A 17,784-nucleotide genomic window follows, 5' to 3' on the forward strand; every position below is an offset into this window, starting at 1 on the left:
ATGAGAATTACTACTAATGCGTTAATCAGAAATTACAAAAGCAATCTCTCTGCTTCAATCAATAACTTAAATATTTCACGTACTCATGTTATGACTCAACGGAGTTTTAATACAGCTGCCGAAGATCCAGCTTCTGCTGCCAGAGCCTCCCAGCTTCACCGTAAGTATTATAAGAACCAGGATAATTTAAAAATGCTTGATGAAGTACAATCCAGGCAGGATGGTCAGGAAGATGCACTGCGTCAGGTTTCAAATATGGTCAAGACTATAAGTAAAAACTATAATATACAGGCATTGAATGGAACCAACCAGACAAAGGAGGTACGCCAGAGCTACGCATCTGCAATCCGCCAGTTCCAACAATCTATGGTACTGAGTCTTAATTCTACCTACGAAGATACGTTTCTTTTTGCTGGCTCCGACGGAAAGAATCCTCCATTTGAATTAAGTTCAAATGGAACTCTGAGCTATCGTGGAATTGATGTTAATGCAAGCAAGGGTTCCGCTGACTACCAAAAACTTAAGACTATGTCAAATGAAAATCTGTATGTAGATCTTGGAATGGGACTTTCTATGGATAATTATGACCAGGTTGTATCTTCTAGTGCTTTCAACATGTCTCTTCCAGGGATTAATGCAGTTGGTTATGGGAGCGATGAAAACGGAATGAGCAATAATATAATTGTGATGGCTGGTAAACTTGCAGACGCTTTAGAGGCAGATACCTTTGATGCAGACCAGTTTCGGAATCTTATGAATAAATTTGATACTTTAGGTACAAATTTAACAAATCAAATCACTGAATTAGGAGTTAAATCCGAATTTCTGACCACTACAAAAGACAGGTTGGATAATGCTGAAATTTCAATACAGGAACAAATGTCAAGTGTGGAAGGTGTTGATATGGCGGAAGCGATCACCAATTATTCATGGGATCAGTACGCTTATAATGCTGCATTAAAGGTTGGAACCAGCATTTTATCCTCGTCTTTCATCGATTTCATGCGCTAAGATTTGCAGGAGGGATTTTATATGGAACCGTTGCTTCAGATAAAAACCATACCAATAAAATATGAGATGAAAATACAGAAGGCTGAACTTAGATATTCACAATCTAAGACTGATGTATTAATCAATAATGAAAGCGGTGGCCTGGATATTAACAGCAAGCCGATTAAGCTGTACATTGATACTTACGATGCCCGCAGTTCAATTAGCCCAACCACTATGGAGAGCGTCCGCCAGGCCGCTGCTTCCGGATTGGAGGCTGCATCAGAAGCTACCGCTAACTATACAGAGGAGGCTGCACTATTGTTAGACGCCAAAGTTTCAAATCCCCTTGATCAGATTTTCCGCCAGCGTGCTCAGATGCCTACCGGAGAGTTTGGTTTAGCTTTTATCCCAACTACCGGTCCTGATCTTGAATGGTCAGCCCCTGATTTAAATATTAAATATCAAATGGACAAGATGAGTTTTGACATCAGAGCTGCAAAGGGGGACTTTGAATTTATACCTGGCAGCATTGAAATTTCAATCACACAAATGCCCGATGTAGAAATAGAGTATATTGGCAAACCAATGTACGTTCCTCCAAGCGCTGCTAAATACTTTGATCACGAACCAATTGATGTCCTGGCTTAAATAAATATTTGGAGGTACACATGGAAATAAAAACGCAATATTTTGGTTCAATTTCATGTTCTGATGAGGAACTGATTCATTTTTCAGACGGATTATTTGGATTTTCAGAGTTGAAAAATTATGTACCTCTTGCATTTCAGGATAGTAGTGACGCTTTGATATCTCTTCAGTCTACTGATGATTTTAGAGTATCTTTTATAATCATGAATCCGTTTCAACTGTATTCTGAATACGCTCCAGTTTTATCTGCCGAAGATAGCAATTTATTAAAAGCTTCCTATGACGAAAAAAATATATCTTATTATATTATCTGTGTTATACATGATCGTATGGAAGAGAGCACCATCAACTTAAAAGCACCTATTGCAGTCAATACAGATACAAGAGAAGCAAAACAGATAATATTAGATAACCCTCTTTATAAATTCCGTCATCCAATCAAAGATTTTATAAAAAGGGGGAAATAATATGCTGATACTTCAGAGAAAGAAGGAACAGTCTCTAAACATTGGCGATAATATTTCTATTACTATATTGGAGATTGGAAATGACTGGGTAAAGCTGGCAATTGATGCACCCAGAGATATATCTATATTAAGATCCGAGTTAGTAGAAGCAGCTTCTGCTAATCAGGAGGCAGTTTCTCTACCTCTGAATGCAGGGTCAATTTCTAAAATAAAAGATTTTTTTTCAGAAAAGAAGGAAAACAGTGAAAATACCTGATATTACTTGGGTATTTCCACTGTTTCTTTTGATTCTTCATCTGTATTCTCTGCATTTGCTTTTCTACTAATAAAAGGTAATCGTTTCACTGCCCCAGATAACACACTTTTTAACTTAGGGTATATTATATAACGTAGAGGATTTGTACATATTCTGATTAAATATCTCCATAACCTTAACCCCCAGAATACCGGTAATAATAATTTAACCTTCCCCAACAACGGGTATATTGTTTCCATATATCTACGATCAGGGAAAAGCCAGATAACTATCTTTTTTATTTCTTCTAATCTGCGATTCCTTGCATAACAATCAGCAACTGTGTTTATCAACGGAAGAAGCTTAGAACTAATTTCTCTTCCATCTGTTCCTTTTGAAAGAATATATGATTCCATAGCTTCATAGATCTCTACATTTTCAATTACTGCTCCGGTACCAAACCATCTAAGAATTAAATGCTCAAGACGCTCTGAAAAATCAGCTATTTTTAACTTTTTAAGTCTGCCATATATATATGGCCAATTGAAATCTTCACTATAAGTCTTATAAAAAATCCAAAAATCCATAATTTGACTTAAACTGATATCTCCTCTTGCATAACTATTTGTAAGTCTGCACATTAAAAACAAATATCTGTCATCAAGAGGCAGTTCACGAATACTCTTATTTTCGTTCTTAAGCGGAGCTATTTTAAGCAGTTTCTTAAAAAATTTTTGCATGGATGAACTAAAAAAAAGTGTATAATCGAAATTTATTACCCGTATTCCCGGAATACGATAAAACAGCCTGCCTGTCTCATCGATTTTACGATCTTCAAAATCTACTTTTTTTAGTATTTCCCATATCATACGGGTACTTTTTCTACTGGAACCAATCTCGATGGATTCGCGGCAACACATCTCTTCAATAGGATAATTTTTTACTATATCTGTATAGCTAATATAAAAGCAGTTAATCCTCTCACGTTCCATCAGTGCGATCAGTTGCATTTCACTTTTTTGTAAACGTCCTACCCTATAAACTGATTCTAGATATTTATCAAAAAACTGCTGTCGTACAGCCTGAGGGATATCCTGATCAAGCCCTAAAATACCATAGTGTACAGCATGCGCAACGCCATGGTAATCAGATAACCGAAACATCTTTTCCCAATCAAGTGAACGTATTGGCTCAGGTGAAGGTTTTTGATTCATCACTGCAGATAGTATAATCAATAAATACCGCTCTTCATAACCTTTAATCATTCATTTTTCCATCCTTAATTAAGTCACATGTGCCACATACCACCTGTATTAGCATACAAACCCTATAATATATATCGGATTTTTCATCTTAATCTTAACTTTATAGAGTGTTTATCCGATAAATTACATATAACAATAAAGAAAAAGGTGAGCCGTATGAACAGATTCTTTAAATCACTATTCAAAACCCTGTTCGTAATCGTCATCCCGTTTGCGATTTTTTCTTCTAACTATCAAATTAATGGATCAGCGGCTGATGTTTCCCAAAGTTCAAGCATTATACTTCCTGAGACAGTTGAAGCAGATATCCCTCAGGAAGGCAAATACGATTTAATGCTGGACAGCGTATCCGGTCCCCTCACTTATTATAATCAGGCAGATGCCAGGTGGGGTAATTATCTTTGGGGTGGAAGAGACCCTCTGGTTACCTATGGATGTGGACCTACTGTTATGGCTATGGTCATAACGAGCCTAACTGGAAATCAGGTGCTTCCGACCGATATAGCAAACTGGGCGGCGGCCAATAACAGTTGGTGTCCCGGCGAGGGCTCGTATCATCGCATCATACCTGACAGTGCTTCAGCATATGGTCTTTTAGTTTCACCAATAAAAAACCGTACTGTAGAAGGTATTAGAAGTGCTCTGGATTCTGGGCAGTTAGTTGTTGCTTTAATGAGAAAGGGGCATTTTACTCAACAGGGGCATTTTATCATCATAATTAATTATACTGCTGATGGATCCTTTCGAATTGCAGATTCTAATAACTATGATAATACAAAATACAATTGGGATCCTAATGTAATAGTCGGTGAACTGAATTACCGTGCCTCCAACGGAGGTCCTCTTTGGGCTATTACTCCACCAAATTAAATTATTTAATTATAAAAGGAATGAGTACCTGCAATCCGCGTATTGATATATTTATCAATCTCAATCGTGCGTTTTAGTATTTGCTGGATATTCTTTCCTTTTTCAATGACTTTTTCTGATATCTGACTGTCTGTTTCGCAATTTTCCTTCCCTCTTATCCAATTTTCCACTTTAAGAGCTTCCTCCGGTGTCAGCACAGATATTAGGCATTTTATATTCCGATCTATCACATCAGCCTTATCCATCTCATCCTGACGCATTCCCAAAAGCATCTGTACTGAAGTTCGATCATTGCGCGAAAGGAAATCTCCCACTTCACGTGTTATCCTTTCTATTTCTGCAATACACTGGTATTTTTTCTGCATTTCTTTTAAAATCTCCAAGAGTATGGAATCTTCCATATGTATATCCTCCTATTTGCAGATTATTGATAACAGGCTGAAGAGATGCTACTCTCCAGCCTGTAGAAATCAACTGCCGATTCGTTGCGCCTCTCTAAAAGAGTCACGTAACTCCATAATCAAAGGTCTTATTTCTGCTATTATTGCAGAATTTCTTCCTGCTTTAATACGGATTAGTTCGTAAATGAAAAAATCATAAAGTCGTTTTAACTCATTACTAATCTCGTATTGAAAATTAAGAGTATCTTTTAAATAGGTAACTATATCCATAGACCGTTGTATCGATTGCTCAAAAAGCTCATAATCCTTATTATCCAATGCCAATTCAGACCTGGTTAGCCGCTTTAATAATTCATCATATAAAAGATTAAGCATCTCACCCGGAGTCATTGTATTTACAGTCTGTTCCTTATAATGTTGATATCCATTAACTGCCATTTTTCACTCCGTTTCTTATGAACCAAAGGATGAACTCAGCCAACTGCTTTGAGAGTTCATCTGAGAAATCAATGTTTCCAAATTTGTAAACTGCTTGATATACCGGTCTGTCTCTGTTTTTAACTGAGTGTTAAGCCGTTCAATCACATCATCAAGGCTGTCCATTGATGTTTGCAAAGAATTCTTCAGAATACTGGTAGGTGCATATACAGAACCAGCTCTTTCGATTAAAATACCTTTTGTAGCACCAGTGGTACTAGCATATTTTTCAGTGATCTCAGTTAACCTTGCCATAACACCGCCCTTGTCACCTGTTGTTGAATCTGCCTGCCTTGTAAATAATTTCTGAAGATCCGAAGAATTAGACGCCAAAGCTGCCCGGAACTTCGTCTCGTCAAGAACCAGCTTTCCATTATCACCGTAATCGGTACTAGTGGATATTCCAAAAGACTCTAATGCGGTTTTATCAGCAGAACCACTGTCGAAAATAAACCTCATACTATCAGAAAGGCCTCTTAATTCTGAATCATTAAAAAGCATACCGGCTTTTGCTTTTTCTTCCCACTTTGTAATCTGATCATCTGTCATATCCTCTTTCTGATCGTCAGTAAGGGGTTCATAGCTACGGTTTGGTTTCGTGGAAACTTCTTTGTTTACCAGTTCTATTATTTCGTTATAATCTTTAATCATGCTGGTTACGGCAGATACAATGGTATCAGCATCTGTTTTTGCATTAAATGTAATCGGTTCTGTACCTGTTGTCAGGGTATCTCCGCTATAACCAAACGTACCGTTTACAGTTATATTCAATCCGTCAAGATTAAATGTATTATTTCCACGAATTAATTCAACCGGAGTATTCGATCCCTCATATTTTACACTGACAATGGCATCCTGACCATCCTTTGTTGTATAATCATGAAATAGTACACTGGAATCATCATCAGGACCAAACTCAATTTTACCAGCTGAACCATCTGCTTTGGATACGATAGAAAATTTATCCGCATTCTGTAAATAGCTGATTGTTACACCCGCATCGGAAGAATTGATTTTACTCATGATATCACTCATCGAGCTGCCATAAGTAAGTCCTGTAATGGGTACATTATTTATTATTAACTTTAACTCAGTATCTGCCGTTTTTCCAGAAAAATCACTGTCCAGCCCTGAATTTATTAATGATGATGTTAAATTTAAACGATTGGATTCACCTGATTCTACTTTTAAAGCTCCATTCTTTCCGGTAATACCGACATCAGCTGATGATATAGACAATACAGAAGAACTATCATTAGTATTATCCTTAGTAATACCATTAGTACTGGTATTTGGTATCTTGGTCTCAAACTTCAGTGTATCTCCCTCAGGGGTAACGGCTATTCTCCCAGATCCAAATTTTTTTGCAAGTTCTGTCTGTAAGTAATTTGCCAAATCACTTAAATTGCTGTATTCACTTTCTCTGGTCTTGTCAAACTCAATCGTCTGTGTGGTTCCGTTATAGGTAAAACTAACACCTTTCCCTGACACTCTTTCCAAAAAGGTTTTTGAGTCGAACAGTTTTTGAGTCCTGTTATTTAATTCTGAAGAAAAACCATCTGCTGTAATTGTTTTGTTTTCTTCACTGATGCTTTCAATATCAGATATTCCTAAAGCACTTAAAGCACCGCTTGTTCCTCCAGTAATCTGAATTGTGTTACCTGCTGTATCTTTCGAGGTAAAGTTAACCTTAGCCAATGCAGTTGTGGGATCTGAAGCGTTAGCTCCAGTTGTCTGTACCCCAATAACATCAGCTAATGTTTTTCCATTACCAATGGAAACATTCTTTAAGGCTCGTGCAATAGATTTCTCAGCAGATTCCGCTGTGCTGTAATCGTATGTAAAACCATCGGATGCCGTTCCGCTGCTTAGAGATACAGAATAAGTTTTAGTACCATATTTAAAATATAAAGACTGTCCTTCTAAAGTGCTTACGGATTCTGGTCCAAAATTAATATCTCCTGTAGCAAGCTTACTGTCTGAAACATTTCCATTTGAAGTTATAGATGCTTTAGTGGCAAGCTGCTTCACTCCCATTATAGACATGCTATCAGAGAGGGACGAACTTCCTGACACACTGACATAACTGCTGTTTGCACCTTCCGTAGTCACACTGCTTCTTGCCCAAAAACTGGGACTTGACAAGTTAGTTGTCTGATTGGTATATGAGGTGTATTTTTTGGAGAACTCTACAAGTTTAGAGCTGACGGAACGATATGCCTCCTGCGTCCATAAATAAGTCTGTTTTTTCTTCTGCTGTTTTGCAATTTTTGCTTTTGTGGAAGCTGTCATTCCCTCAATCAGGGTATCTCTGTCCAGACCACTTGCCAGACCGCCGTAACCTCTTAGAGATGATGCTGAACTGTTTTTAATACTGGTCAATGCTGATGCCATATAAATAACTCCTTTCTTAACTATCTAAATAATCCAATTTTCGTCAAAAATCGGTTTTTTTTCTGATTTGGCTATACTTATTTATCGTCATATTGTATACTAAAGATAATAGTATTATCTTAATTTACGAATGGAGGAATACAATTTGTCAACTGTAATTGCTATTACAAATCAAAAGGGCGGCGTAGGCAAAACCACCACTTCCTGTTCCCTTGCCTGCGGTCTTGCCATGAATAATAAAAGAGTGCTGGCTGTTGATTTAGACCCACAGGGTAATCTTGGATTTAGCCTGGGACTTGAAATTGAAAACTGCGCAACAATTTACGAAGTTTTCCAGGGAACTGCAACGCTGCAGGAGGCAATACGTCCATCAAAATATTGCGACGTTATTTCATCTAATATACTTTTAAGCGGTGCTGAGCTGGAATTTACCGGTAAGCAGAGAGAGAGTATGTTAAAGAACTTACTGTCTACAGTTGCCGGTTATTATGATTACATTATTATTGATACTCCTCCTGCTCTGAACATTTTAACAGTCAACGCATATGCAGCTGCAGATTATCTAATTATTCCCATGGTGCCGGAAATTTTAAGCCTTCTTGGTGTATCTCAGATTAAAGATACCATTAACACAGTACGTGCCTCTGTTAATCCAAATCTGGTTGTTTTGGGAATACTGCTGAATAAGTATAATTCCCGAACACTTCTTTCCAGAGAGGTGAAGGAGATGGCTCAGAGTATTGCCTCCCAGATCGGTACACGTGTGTTTGTGACACATATCAGATCCAGCGTCAGTGTTGCTGAAGCACCGGCCCAGGGAGAAAGCCTGCTGGATTATGCACCCAGATCCAATCCTGCCCAGGATTACAAAGCATTGGTAACTGAAGTTCTTGAATTGATTAAAAAATTAAAATAATACAGACTTGAGAGGAGCACATAAACATGGCTAGGAAAAGCAGCAAAACAGCTCATGTAATGAATCTTCTGGCCGGAGGTGAGGCGGAATCTTCGAAATCAGAGGCTGCTAAGGAAAACCTTGCTGCCAGCCAGGCAGCTGAGTCAAAAGGGACAATTAAAGAATTGACGGTTCTGGCTCAGCAGGCATCCATACAAATGCAGGATAGTCCCATGTCTCCCAGCCCAATTTCTATTATTGATCTTTCCTCTTCGGTTCAGGATCCGGTCGCTGAATTAATAAAACAAAAACTGGAAGAAGATGAAAAAAAGGAATTGGGGACTGGATTTTCTAAGAAAAATGAAGAGGAATCTTTGCCAGATCCTCCTCCTGACTCTGTTTCAGACAATGGAATAAATAATGGGAAAGACTCAACTACAGCAGACAGTGAAGAGGCTCCCATTGCAGAACAATTTACTGAATCATATGAAAATTCAGTAGATGAGACAGATGTACAGGATATAGATGATCAAAATGAACTAAGTATATCTGATGTTAATGATCATGTTCAAATGGACATATTAAGTGTCGATGAAACAGATCAGGCCAGTATGCAAGACTCAGATGTATTGAAACAAACAGATATTGGGGCGTCTGATGATTCGTCACAACCGAATAAACAGGTTTCTAATGATACGGAGCAACCTAATATTCCGATTTCCCATGAATTAACGCAGGTAGGTCAAATTAACGACGAGTTGGCACAGCCTGATAATTATAGTTTCAATGAGCCGACGAAGGCTGATATTCAAATGCCCAGTGAGTCTGCACCTGATATTCAGGATTCCATTGAGTCAATAGCTCCCCCTATACAAACTGAGGACGTTCCTTCGAATTCTGTTACTGATATTCCTGCCACTCCAAAAGCCTCTAATTTCAAGTATTTGAATGTAATGGAGCATGTTGTGGAGAATATCGCCAGGGACTATGTAGGGCGTCTAGGTGGCTGTACCTGCGAACACTGCATTGCTGATGTTACTGCTTTGACGCTTAACAAGCTTACTCCTAAATATGTGGTGGTGGAGCCTCCCGCAGCTTCTCCTTTGCTGAACTTTTACTCCAGCCGTTTTGGCCCACAGGTAATTGTAGAATTAACGAAATCATGTTTTATTGTAAAAGAAAACCCACACCATTAAGTGTGGGCTTTCTTGCTTACGGGAATATCTGTTTCCTGATCTGCGCTGACCGTTAAACCGTTCCATATTTCATTCACAGCTTCCACGCAGTCCATATAAGTCTGTGCAAGCTGTCCGGAAGGTATATTGAGTTTTTCGGAAAGCTGCTTGACTTTTTTCCATTCTGCGCTTTCATAGCTAAGAATGAGTTCATATAGTTCACCGCAGATGCCTTCTTTTTTGATAAGGGCATCTTTTATTTCCTGGGCAACCGGAACTTCTTCCAGTATTTCCTCCAAAGGTGCATTGATCATATATTGAAGTGTTGAGAACATACCCATCATATAGACTTCTGAACGGATAATCGGAAGATCCTTAATGTGATCTGAAATCGTCATTGCAAAATTTGCTCTGAGGAAAGACAGTTTCATCATTGCTTCCAAGGATTCCTCATTATCAATGTCATTGTTGAAGCTTAATAAATATACCCATTGCTTCAACTGGCTGATCCCCATGGTAACAAGTGCCTGACGTATGGAGGAGACTCTTCGGCGAAGAGCAAAGTATGCGGAATTAACGATCTTAAGAAGGGCATAGCTTAATGCGGCATCTCTGCTTATCACTTCTTCGATCTTTTCTATATCCGGTTCATCTTTGGAGACCTCTACCACCAGCTGGAAAAAGTTTCCTTCTAAGAATTCCATACGGTTTACTTTTCCAGCCATAGCCTCTGCAACATAGCTTCCTTCTGCGTAATCAGCGCCTACCTCGATTGCAAGTTCATAATCAGCCATGGAGCTGACGCCTGTTACGATACACTTCTTATCAAAACCCTTCATTGTATTAATAAGGTTTTTTAAAGAACTGCGTTCTTTTCCTTCCTGCTTGTTTCTGATGTCAATCTTTATGTAAGTAACATAATCCAGCATGGAAAAATATTTGGGAGAGAACTGGAAGTCGTTGATGGCAAATACATACCCCTCTGCCCTGTATTTTCTTATGATAGTTGGAGACAGTGGGTGAATCATGACATGATCTTCAATCTGAATCACCATCTTGTCTTTATCAAATATCTTTGGTGTATTCCGGAATAACAATGAAGGAGTAAAAGTAACAAAAGTAAGCTTATCATGGAAAATGCTTTCTGTATTCTGCATCAAAAATCCTGCAATTGTGTCAGCTGCGGCTACGTCGGAGCTACTGTAAAGAGAATCATAATCCTTCTGAAACAATACTTCATAGCCGATAATCCTGTCCTCCTTCAACGCCTTAATAGGCTGCCGGGTGACATACTTATCCATTCGTCTTCCTCCTCTGAAGCAAGTGATCGATTACTTCTACCAGATGGGCGATTTCCGGCTTGCTCAGCTGTTCATCCGCTCCCAACTGCTTTCCCTTTATCATCAGTTCCTGATTAATCATGGAAGAGAAAATAACCAAAGGAATATGTTTTAATTTTTTATCTTCTTTCACCAGCTTTGTAAGACGGTGCCCATCCATCTCAGGCATCTCGATGTCTGTAATAATCAGGCTTACCTTCTCATCTAAATCTGAATCATCTCTTATCTGGCTTAAATAATTCCATGCTTCCTGGCCATTATTTTTAAAAGTCAGATTTTCATATCCTGCTTTTCTCAGAGCAGCTTCAATCATCTTTGTTAAAAGAATGGAATCTTCTGCAATCAGTATCGGATTGGTAACAGAAGTTCTCTTTCCCAGTTTATTAATATCATCGATCTGGATTCCGGTCTCAGGAGCAATGTCAGCAACAATTTTTTCAAAGTCAAGGATTGTAACAAGATCAGTTCCGCACTGAGCGATTCCAGTTGCCACGCCTTCATCTCCACGGCTTATGGTATCATCTGGTTTCTGAATATTCTTCCAGGAAATACGGCTGATACCAACTACGCTGTGAACACGGAAAGCAATGTGCAGCTTGTTGAAATTGGTGATAATAAACAGATCTTTGCCTTGTTTTTCACCTTTACTGCCAGTAAGGTAATAAGGGAGATCAATGACTGTAAGAAGAAGATCCCTTGGTTTAAAAATACCCTCTACAGCTGGGTGGGCATGAGGGATGGGTTTCACCTTATCTGACATCATAATCTCGCGTACTTTCGCAACGTTAATTCCATATAACTCACCATAAATGGTGAATTCCATTATTTCAATTTCATTCGTCCCTGATTCTAATAAAATCTCTGTTTCTGCCATACTTTTTCTCCTTTATCCCAATATAATCCAGCAAAAACAACTGCCTGCTAATTTATCGGCAACTTTCTGCCAGTTCATAATGTTTACAAAACAATTTCTGCTCTGCCGTAAGTTCTGATTTTAACCTGCCCCGTGCTTACATCCATAGACATGGTGCGTGCATAGTTTTCTCCAACGTCCAAAGCGGCAAGCCGGATCCCCTCTTTTTGGAGAATCTGTTTTACGCTTATAATATTGCGGGCTCCGATATTGCCAAGGGTACTATTTCCCTGCAATTCGAACATTTTTGCCCCCCCTGCAATCTTTGCGATCAATCTTGGTTTTCTTGCGCCCAGGATTTCTATCTTTCTAAATGTCTCAGCAAGTCCTGTATCTGCATACTTAAATATATTTCCGTCTCCTGATCCGTATACTTCCGGAAGCATGATATGCACAAGCGCTCCCAGCTTTATCATGGGATCATATAAACAGATTCCAATGCAGGACCCCAGCGCATAGGTGATCAGTGTCCCCTCCTGCCTGGCAAATTTCATGTCCGCAATTCCCACTGTTATCTGTTTATCCATTTACAATCCCCAGCTTTTCCATTAAAAAGTTCAATGACATAATATCCGGCATCATCAATAAGTCACTGTGTAGGACTTTTCCTCCTATTATAAACTGTCCGCTTATCATCATCATCTTATCTGTCTGATATCCAAATTCCACCATTGGAACACTTAAGATACCACCCAGCATGTTGACTGCAATATCCGGTACGGAAAGATTAATTGTAACTTCACTTAAAGTTGACATTGCGTTTACATAAGATGAGATAATAATATTGCCGATTTCTTCCAGTGCGGAGGTCTCTAAAACATTGAGCTGGTAATAGTCTTCAATCTCCTGCTGCATAACACTGGATAAAACCTCATTAATAAAATCCATTTTTAAAATAAAGAGCATTAAACCGTTGATTTCTCCTGTCATCTTTACCAGGATCGCTGCCACAATTTCCTCCGGATCTCCCAGAAATTTAATGGCCTCATTGTATCCCAGTATCTGAACATCGGGAAGTGTCATACGAACGGTCTTGTTCAGCATAGAAGAAAGCGCAGTAGCTGCATTACCTGTACCAATACTGCCTATCTCCCGGATCAGATCCAGCCCAAGCCCATTCATTTCGTCATAACGTGTTATTTTCATATGATCGCCCTCTTTCATCGAACTCTGCGATATTTATCGCAGAGAATTTATTGTCGATTCAACTTCATCGGAAGTCTGTACCATCTTAAGAGCATAGGAGTATGCTCTCTGGGCCTCCATCATTTTTGTCATCTCCAATGCAAAATCTGTACCGGACTGCTCCAGTGAACCACTTATCACTTTTGCCTTCTCAAGTAGAATGGGAGTCCCGTTAACTGCCGTTGCAGAAAAAACATTGTCTCCTATGGGTTTAAGACCATTGGTATTTGCAAAGGTATAGATACCAATGGCATGGGGGTCATGTTCTCCCTCCTGCAGTTCCTGGGTTTCTTCTTCCTCTTTCTCACCTTCTTCGGAAGGATAGGATGCCGGCTTTACATCATAGGAAATTTCTGCCTGATCCATATTAAGAACCCGTTTCCCATCCACATTGACAAGATAGAATTTGTCCGTTGTCTTTGCAAGGGAAAAACGTCCATCCCGCGTATATGTGATTTCTCCGGATACTGGATCCTTCAGCATGAAAAAGCCATCGCCTTGTACAGCGTAATCATGCTCCTGTCCTGTAGTCTGATACGGCATAGCCGTCATGTTTGTCTTTATCTGATCAATTTTTGATCCGCTTCCGGTCTTTATGTTGGTATCACTAAGTGAATTCCGTGTCTGTGCATAGATCAGATCGGAAAACACACTGTATTCCGGTTTAAAACCAACTGTATTTACATTTGCTATATTATTCGATACAACATTCAGCTTCGTCTGCTGATTCATGGCACCCTGGGCGCCTATGTAAAAGGATTGATTCATCCGTTGTTCCTCCCCTATACTCTGCCAATGTCAGATACTATTTTTCCCATGAGCTGATCATACATCTTAAGCACCTGGGCTGCACTCTGGGTAGCTCTCTGACTGGTCATCATGGAGGTCATCTGTTCGATGGGGTCAATATTGGACCGTTCCACTGATTTCCACATAACTCCACCGTCAACAGCTTTTCCCTCTGCCTGGGTTGTGAAGGTTCCATTATCCCCTTTTACCAGCTGGGCTGTATCATCGAAGTTTACCACCCCAAGCTTTCCAATCAGCGTTGGTTCCTTTGCCTCCGTATCACCGCCATCTTCATCAGTTTTAAGACCTGTTAAGGGCTCTTCATATATATTCCCGGACTTGTCCACTGTAATGTGATTAGAAGTCATTTCAATGGGATTTCCGTCTTCTCCAAGTACCCTTCCTAAGTTTGATAAGCAAAGGTAACCATCCTTATCTACATCAAAAGAGCCATTTCTTGTATAAAGACGAGTCCCGTCAGCACCTTCGATTGTAAAAAATCCAGACTTTGTTAAAGCAAAGTCCAGATTACCGCCGGTTTCTTCCACATTTCCCTGATCGAAGCTGGTTTTCACACCTGCTACTGTCTTCAGCATGGAAGCAGTACCAATCGGAGTGTAACTGCTTTTATCCACATTTCCGCTCCTGTAGAGCATCTCTTCCTTAAATGTGGTGCTGGTCATACGGTCTGATTTAAACCCAGGAGTACTTACGTTTACCATATTGTTACTGATGGTATTTAAATTCCGGTTCTGATAAAGCATCCCGGAAGCCAGATTATAAAATCCTTGAAACATCCCGCTATTCCCCTTTCCTATTTCCCATTTATAAAATTAGTCAGATTCAGTCTCAGTTTCTGTATGGCATTGGAGTGAATCTGTGAAATTCTTGGTTCACTGACATTCATGACCCTGGCAATCTCTTTCATATTTAATTCGTCCATATAATACAAAGAAATAACCTTTTGCTCATTTTCCTTTAAATTATTTATGGCAGATACCAGGATCTGTTTAAATTCTTCCTGAAGATAGTGAGATTCCGGCTGGTCATTTTCGCTGATAGATGGCAGCTGAACTGTTTTCTTGTTATCATTGCTTCCCTCTAACACCATATCAAGGGATATTACACTATACACATTGGTCTTTCCTAATGCTTCCTGGTATTTGTCCAATGATACGTTTAAATATTCGGCAGTTTCTTTTGAGGATGGGAAACGTCCCAGACGGTTACATAATTCCATCACTGTATTGTCCAGTTCTTTGGCATTTTTTCTGACACTTCTTGGGATCCAGTCCTGTTTTCTTGCCATATCTATAATCATACCACGAATCCGCTTGGAGATATACGTTTCAAACTTCACATTCATATCAGGATCAAACTTTTCAATCCCATTCATGATCGTCAATACACCTTCATTAACGATATCCTCTATTTGAGCAAAGCTTAAATAGACATCACGCATTTGAATTGAAATGCTCTTCACCATATACATATAACACATTACCAGCTCGTGCTTGATTTTAATATCCTTAGTACGCTTATATTTAATTAGTAAATCTTCATTGGTATATTGGCTTAACTCCTGCTCCATTCCGATTAACACTGCCTTTCTGACATTAACCCCTGTCAAACGGTAATATTTCCGACTGCCTGGATCTGAATATTATTTGCAATTTCATTAAATGAAAGAACATAGACATTGGGATAAAACTGCTCGATCAGACGGTAAAAATACAGCCTTACTACCTGACTTGTAAGAATTACAGGTTTTTGTTCCAGATCGTTAAACTTCTTAATCTGTTCGCCAAGCTGTCCGATTACTGACTGCATTACCTCAGGACTAAGGGCCAGATAAACGCCCTGCTCGCCTTTCGCCATGCTGCTGATAATATTTTTTTCCAGGTCTGCATCCAGAGTCAGAACTTTCATCTGACCTCCATCACAGAACATTCTGGTAATGGTTCTCTTTAAAGCGATTCTGATATTTTCTGTAATAAGATCGATATCTCTGGTTGTTGAAAGAGCATCCACAATGGTCTCTAAAATGGTTTCCATATCTTTGATCGGCACACCTTCCTTTAAAAGACTGTTGAGTATCTTTTGGAAGTTGCCGTAGGATAACTGACCTGGGAATAACTCCTCCACAAGTTCAGGTGAATGTTTCTTAACATTGTCTAACAGCTGCATGATTTCCTGTCTGCCAAGCATCTCATATGCATGCTGCTTAATGGTTTCTGATAAGTGAGTCAGCATAACTGACAACGGATCAATAACCGTATATCCATAGATTTCGGCCATCTCTTTGTTTTCAGGCCGGATCCATTTACTGGGAATTCCGTAAGCAGGCTCCACAGTTTCAATCCCATCCACTTCACCGGAAAGAACCGGCGGTTCCAGGGCGAGATAATAATCTACAAGGATTTCACCTTTCGCCACTTCTTCGCCTCTGATCTTAACCACATACTGGTTGGTATTCAGGCTGGAACTGTCTCTCAATCTGACTGACGGGATGACAAATCCCATGTCCTGAGCATATTGTCTTCTGAAAATGACAATCCGGTTAATTAACTTTCCTCCGCTGCCTTCGTCAATCAGTGGAATCAGACTGTAACCGAATTCCAGTTCAATAGGATCTACACTAATCAGTGAATATACATTATTTACATCTCTGTAATAGGATTCTTCGTCTGCTGGTGCCTGCTGGCTCGTATCCTCCATGAAAGCGTTTTGAGACTGCTCCACCTCTCTAAAAGCTGACTGTTTCACTTTACGCTCCAGCTGATAACCGGTTCCTATGAGCAATACTGCCATAAGACCAAGCTGGAATTTAGGCATTCCAGGAACCAGCATCAATACCAGCATAACAAACCCTGTGAGCATAATGGCTCTTGGCTGAGCCAAAAACTGTGCAGATACATCTTCATTAAGGCTGCCGTCGGAAACGGCTCTGGTAACAACCATACCGGTAGCCACTGCGATCATAAGAGAAGGAAGCTGGGATACCAGTCCATCACCTACCGTAGCAATACTATAAATGGTTAAAACCTGGGAGAAAGGCATATTGGACTGAACAATACCAATGATCGCACCACCAATAAAATTGATGGCGGTAATGATCAATGAAACGATTGCATCGCCCTTTACGAATTTGGTAGCACCATCCATGGCGCCGTAAAAATCTGCTTCCTTCTGGATTTTATAACGTCTCAGCTTTGCTTCCTGCTCATTGATCAGACCAGAACTTAAATCCGCATCAATGGCCATCTGCTTTCCTGGCATGGCATCCAGGGTAAATCTGGCTGCTACCTCAGATACACGTTCCGTACCTTTTGTAATAACCAGAAAGTTTACTAAAACGATAATCAGGAATATGATAAAACCTACTACAACATTTCCCTGCAATACGAAATCACCGAAGGCCTTAATAACAAGACCGGAAGATCCCATATTGGTTAAAATGTTACGGGTGGAAGAAACGTTAAGTCCAAGCCGTAACAGTGTGGTAATCAAAAGCAGCGATGGAAATATGGAAAATTCCAACGGCTCCCGAATGTTCATGGTTATCAGAAGGATAATCATGGAAAGGGAAATATTTATTATAATCATTACATCCATAAAAAATGGAGGTAATGGGATGATCAAAAGAAGCACTATTGTAATGACAAATACTACAACGGAATTTTTAAGTAAAGTCTTCATTCTTCTTACACCATTTCTTTCAAGTATCTATGCCGCAT

General features: G+C 39.5%; 19 protein-coding genes. 7 read left to right on the top strand and 12 right to left on the bottom strand.

Annotated features, from left to right (window positions below; translation table 11 throughout):
* From BXY41_RS20585 to BXY41_RS20600, 4 genes are read left to right on the top strand one after another with little or no spacing between them, the layout of a single operon-like run.
* The gene (locus BXY41_RS20585) at positions 1 to 1,011 is read left to right on the top strand and encodes a flagellin N-terminal helical domain-containing protein (RefSeq protein WP_104438768.1); all 1,011 of its coding nucleotides are present in this window, start codon (positions 1 to 3) and stop codon (positions 1,009 to 1,011) included.
* 21 nt (positions 1,012 to 1,032) lie between these two features.
* Positions 1,033 to 1,641, top strand: coding sequence for a DUF6470 family protein (locus tag BXY41_RS20590; RefSeq protein ID WP_104438769.1), 609 nt, complete (start codon positions 1,033 to 1,035; stop codon positions 1,639 to 1,641).
* A gap of 20 nt (positions 1,642 to 1,661) precedes the next feature.
* Positions 1,662 to 2,108 (top strand): flagellar assembly protein FliW, encoded by a 447-nt coding sequence (gene fliW / locus BXY41_RS20595; protein WP_104438770.1) that lies wholly within the window; start codon positions 1,662 to 1,664, stop codon positions 2,106 to 2,108.
* A 1-nt stretch (position 2,109) separates the two neighbouring features.
* The gene (locus tag BXY41_RS20600; protein WP_104438771.1) at positions 2,110 to 2,364 is read left to right on the top strand and encodes a carbon storage regulator; all 255 of its coding nucleotides are present in this window, start codon (positions 2,110 to 2,112) and stop codon (positions 2,362 to 2,364) included.
* A 2-nt stretch (positions 2,365 to 2,366) separates the two neighbouring features.
* Here the strand turns inward: BXY41_RS20600 and BXY41_RS20605 are convergent, their stop codons facing one another.
* Complete coding sequence (locus tag BXY41_RS20605) at positions 2,367 to 3,608, bottom strand: nucleotidyltransferase family protein (protein WP_104438772.1); 1,242 nt, start codon at positions 3,606 to 3,608, stop codon at positions 2,367 to 2,369.
* Between the two features lie 156 nt (positions 3,609 to 3,764).
* Between BXY41_RS20605 and BXY41_RS20610 the strand changes: the two genes are divergently transcribed.
* Entirely contained in the window at positions 3,765 to 4,478 is a 714-nt protein-coding gene (locus BXY41_RS20610) for a C39 family peptidase (RefSeq protein ID WP_170072500.1), read from the top strand.
* A 5-nt stretch (positions 4,479 to 4,483) separates the two neighbouring features.
* Here BXY41_RS20610 and BXY41_RS20615 read toward each other — a convergent pair whose 3' ends face one another.
* From BXY41_RS20615 to fliD, 3 genes are all read right to left on the bottom strand, one after another.
* Complete coding sequence (locus BXY41_RS20615; RefSeq protein ID WP_104438774.1) at positions 4,484 to 4,879, bottom strand: hypothetical protein; 396 nt, start codon at positions 4,877 to 4,879, stop codon at positions 4,484 to 4,486.
* A 69-nt stretch (positions 4,880 to 4,948) separates the two neighbouring features.
* Complete coding sequence (gene fliS, locus BXY41_RS20620) at positions 4,949 to 5,317, bottom strand: flagellar export chaperone FliS (protein ID WP_104438775.1); 369 nt, start codon at positions 5,315 to 5,317, stop codon at positions 4,949 to 4,951.
* Between the two features lie 15 nt (positions 5,318 to 5,332).
* Positions 5,333 to 7,750 carry a flagellar filament capping protein FliD gene (gene fliD / locus BXY41_RS20625; protein WP_104438776.1) on the bottom strand — a complete coding sequence of 806 codons (2,418 nt, stop codon included), beginning with the start codon at positions 7,748 to 7,750 and terminating at the stop codon, positions 5,333 to 5,335.
* A gap of 145 nt (positions 7,751 to 7,895) precedes the next feature.
* Between fliD and BXY41_RS20630 the strand changes: the two genes are divergently transcribed.
* Together BXY41_RS20630 and BXY41_RS20635 are read left to right on the top strand one after the other, a co-directional pair.
* Positions 7,896 to 8,666 carry a ParA family protein gene (locus BXY41_RS20630; protein WP_104438777.1) on the top strand — a complete coding sequence of 257 codons (771 nt, stop codon included), beginning with the start codon at positions 7,896 to 7,898 and terminating at the stop codon, positions 8,664 to 8,666.
* Between the two features lie 26 nt (positions 8,667 to 8,692).
* The gene (locus tag BXY41_RS20635) at positions 8,693 to 9,841 is read left to right on the top strand and encodes a late competence development ComFB family protein (protein ID WP_104438778.1); all 1,149 of its coding nucleotides are present in this window, start codon (positions 8,693 to 8,695) and stop codon (positions 9,839 to 9,841) included.
* On the opposite strand, the gene BXY41_RS20640 is transcribed toward BXY41_RS20635, so the two are convergent.
* From BXY41_RS20640 to flhA, 8 genes are all read right to left on the bottom strand, one after another.
* Complete coding sequence (locus tag BXY41_RS20640; RefSeq protein WP_104438779.1) at positions 9,838 to 11,121, bottom strand: EAL and HDOD domain-containing protein; 1,284 nt, start codon at positions 11,119 to 11,121, stop codon at positions 9,838 to 9,840. The two genes, BXY41_RS20635 and BXY41_RS20640, sit on opposite strands and share 4 nt — an antisense overlap.
* Positions 11,114 to 12,034 (bottom strand): chemotaxis protein, encoded by a 921-nt coding sequence (locus tag BXY41_RS20645; RefSeq protein ID WP_104438780.1) that lies wholly within the window; start codon positions 12,032 to 12,034, stop codon positions 11,114 to 11,116. Before BXY41_RS20645 ends, BXY41_RS20640 begins: the two co-directional genes overlap by 8 nt.
* A gap of 83 nt (positions 12,035 to 12,117) precedes the next feature.
* Positions 12,118 to 12,600, bottom strand: coding sequence for a chemotaxis protein CheD (locus BXY41_RS20650; RefSeq protein WP_104438781.1), 483 nt, complete (start codon positions 12,598 to 12,600; stop codon positions 12,118 to 12,120).
* Positions 12,593 to 13,219: a chemotaxis protein CheC gene (locus tag BXY41_RS20655; protein WP_104438782.1), complete on the bottom strand. Its 627-nt coding sequence runs from the start codon at positions 13,217 to 13,219 to the stop codon at positions 12,593 to 12,595. The genes BXY41_RS20650 and BXY41_RS20655 overlap by 8 nt, the downstream gene beginning before the upstream one ends.
* Before the next feature lie 33 nt (positions 13,220 to 13,252).
* Positions 13,253 to 14,026: a flagellar hook-basal body protein gene (locus tag BXY41_RS20660; protein WP_104438783.1), complete on the bottom strand. Its 774-nt coding sequence runs from the start codon at positions 14,024 to 14,026 to the stop codon at positions 13,253 to 13,255.
* A 14-nt stretch (positions 14,027 to 14,040) separates the two neighbouring features.
* Positions 14,041 to 14,844 carry a flagellar hook-basal body protein gene (locus BXY41_RS20665; protein ID WP_104438784.1) on the bottom strand — a complete coding sequence of 268 codons (804 nt, stop codon included), beginning with the start codon at positions 14,842 to 14,844 and terminating at the stop codon, positions 14,041 to 14,043.
* 17 nt (positions 14,845 to 14,861) lie between these two features.
* On the bottom strand, positions 14,862 to 15,677 hold the full coding sequence (locus tag BXY41_RS20670) for a sigma-70 family RNA polymerase sigma factor (RefSeq protein WP_242980276.1): 816 nt from the start codon (positions 15,675 to 15,677) through the stop codon (positions 14,862 to 14,864).
* A complete protein-coding gene (gene flhA, locus BXY41_RS20675; protein ID WP_104438785.1) occupies positions 15,674 to 17,746 on the bottom strand; it encodes a flagellar biosynthesis protein FlhA in 2,073 nt (690 codons plus the stop codon). Before flhA ends, BXY41_RS20670 begins: the two co-directional genes overlap by 4 nt.
* Positions 17,747 to 17,784: the final 38 nt, after the last annotated feature.

This window comes from Lacrimispora xylanisolvens, from assembly GCF_002934545.1.
Taxonomy (GTDB): domain Bacteria; phylum Bacillota; class Clostridia; order Lachnospirales; family Lachnospiraceae; genus Lacrimispora; species Lacrimispora xylanisolvens.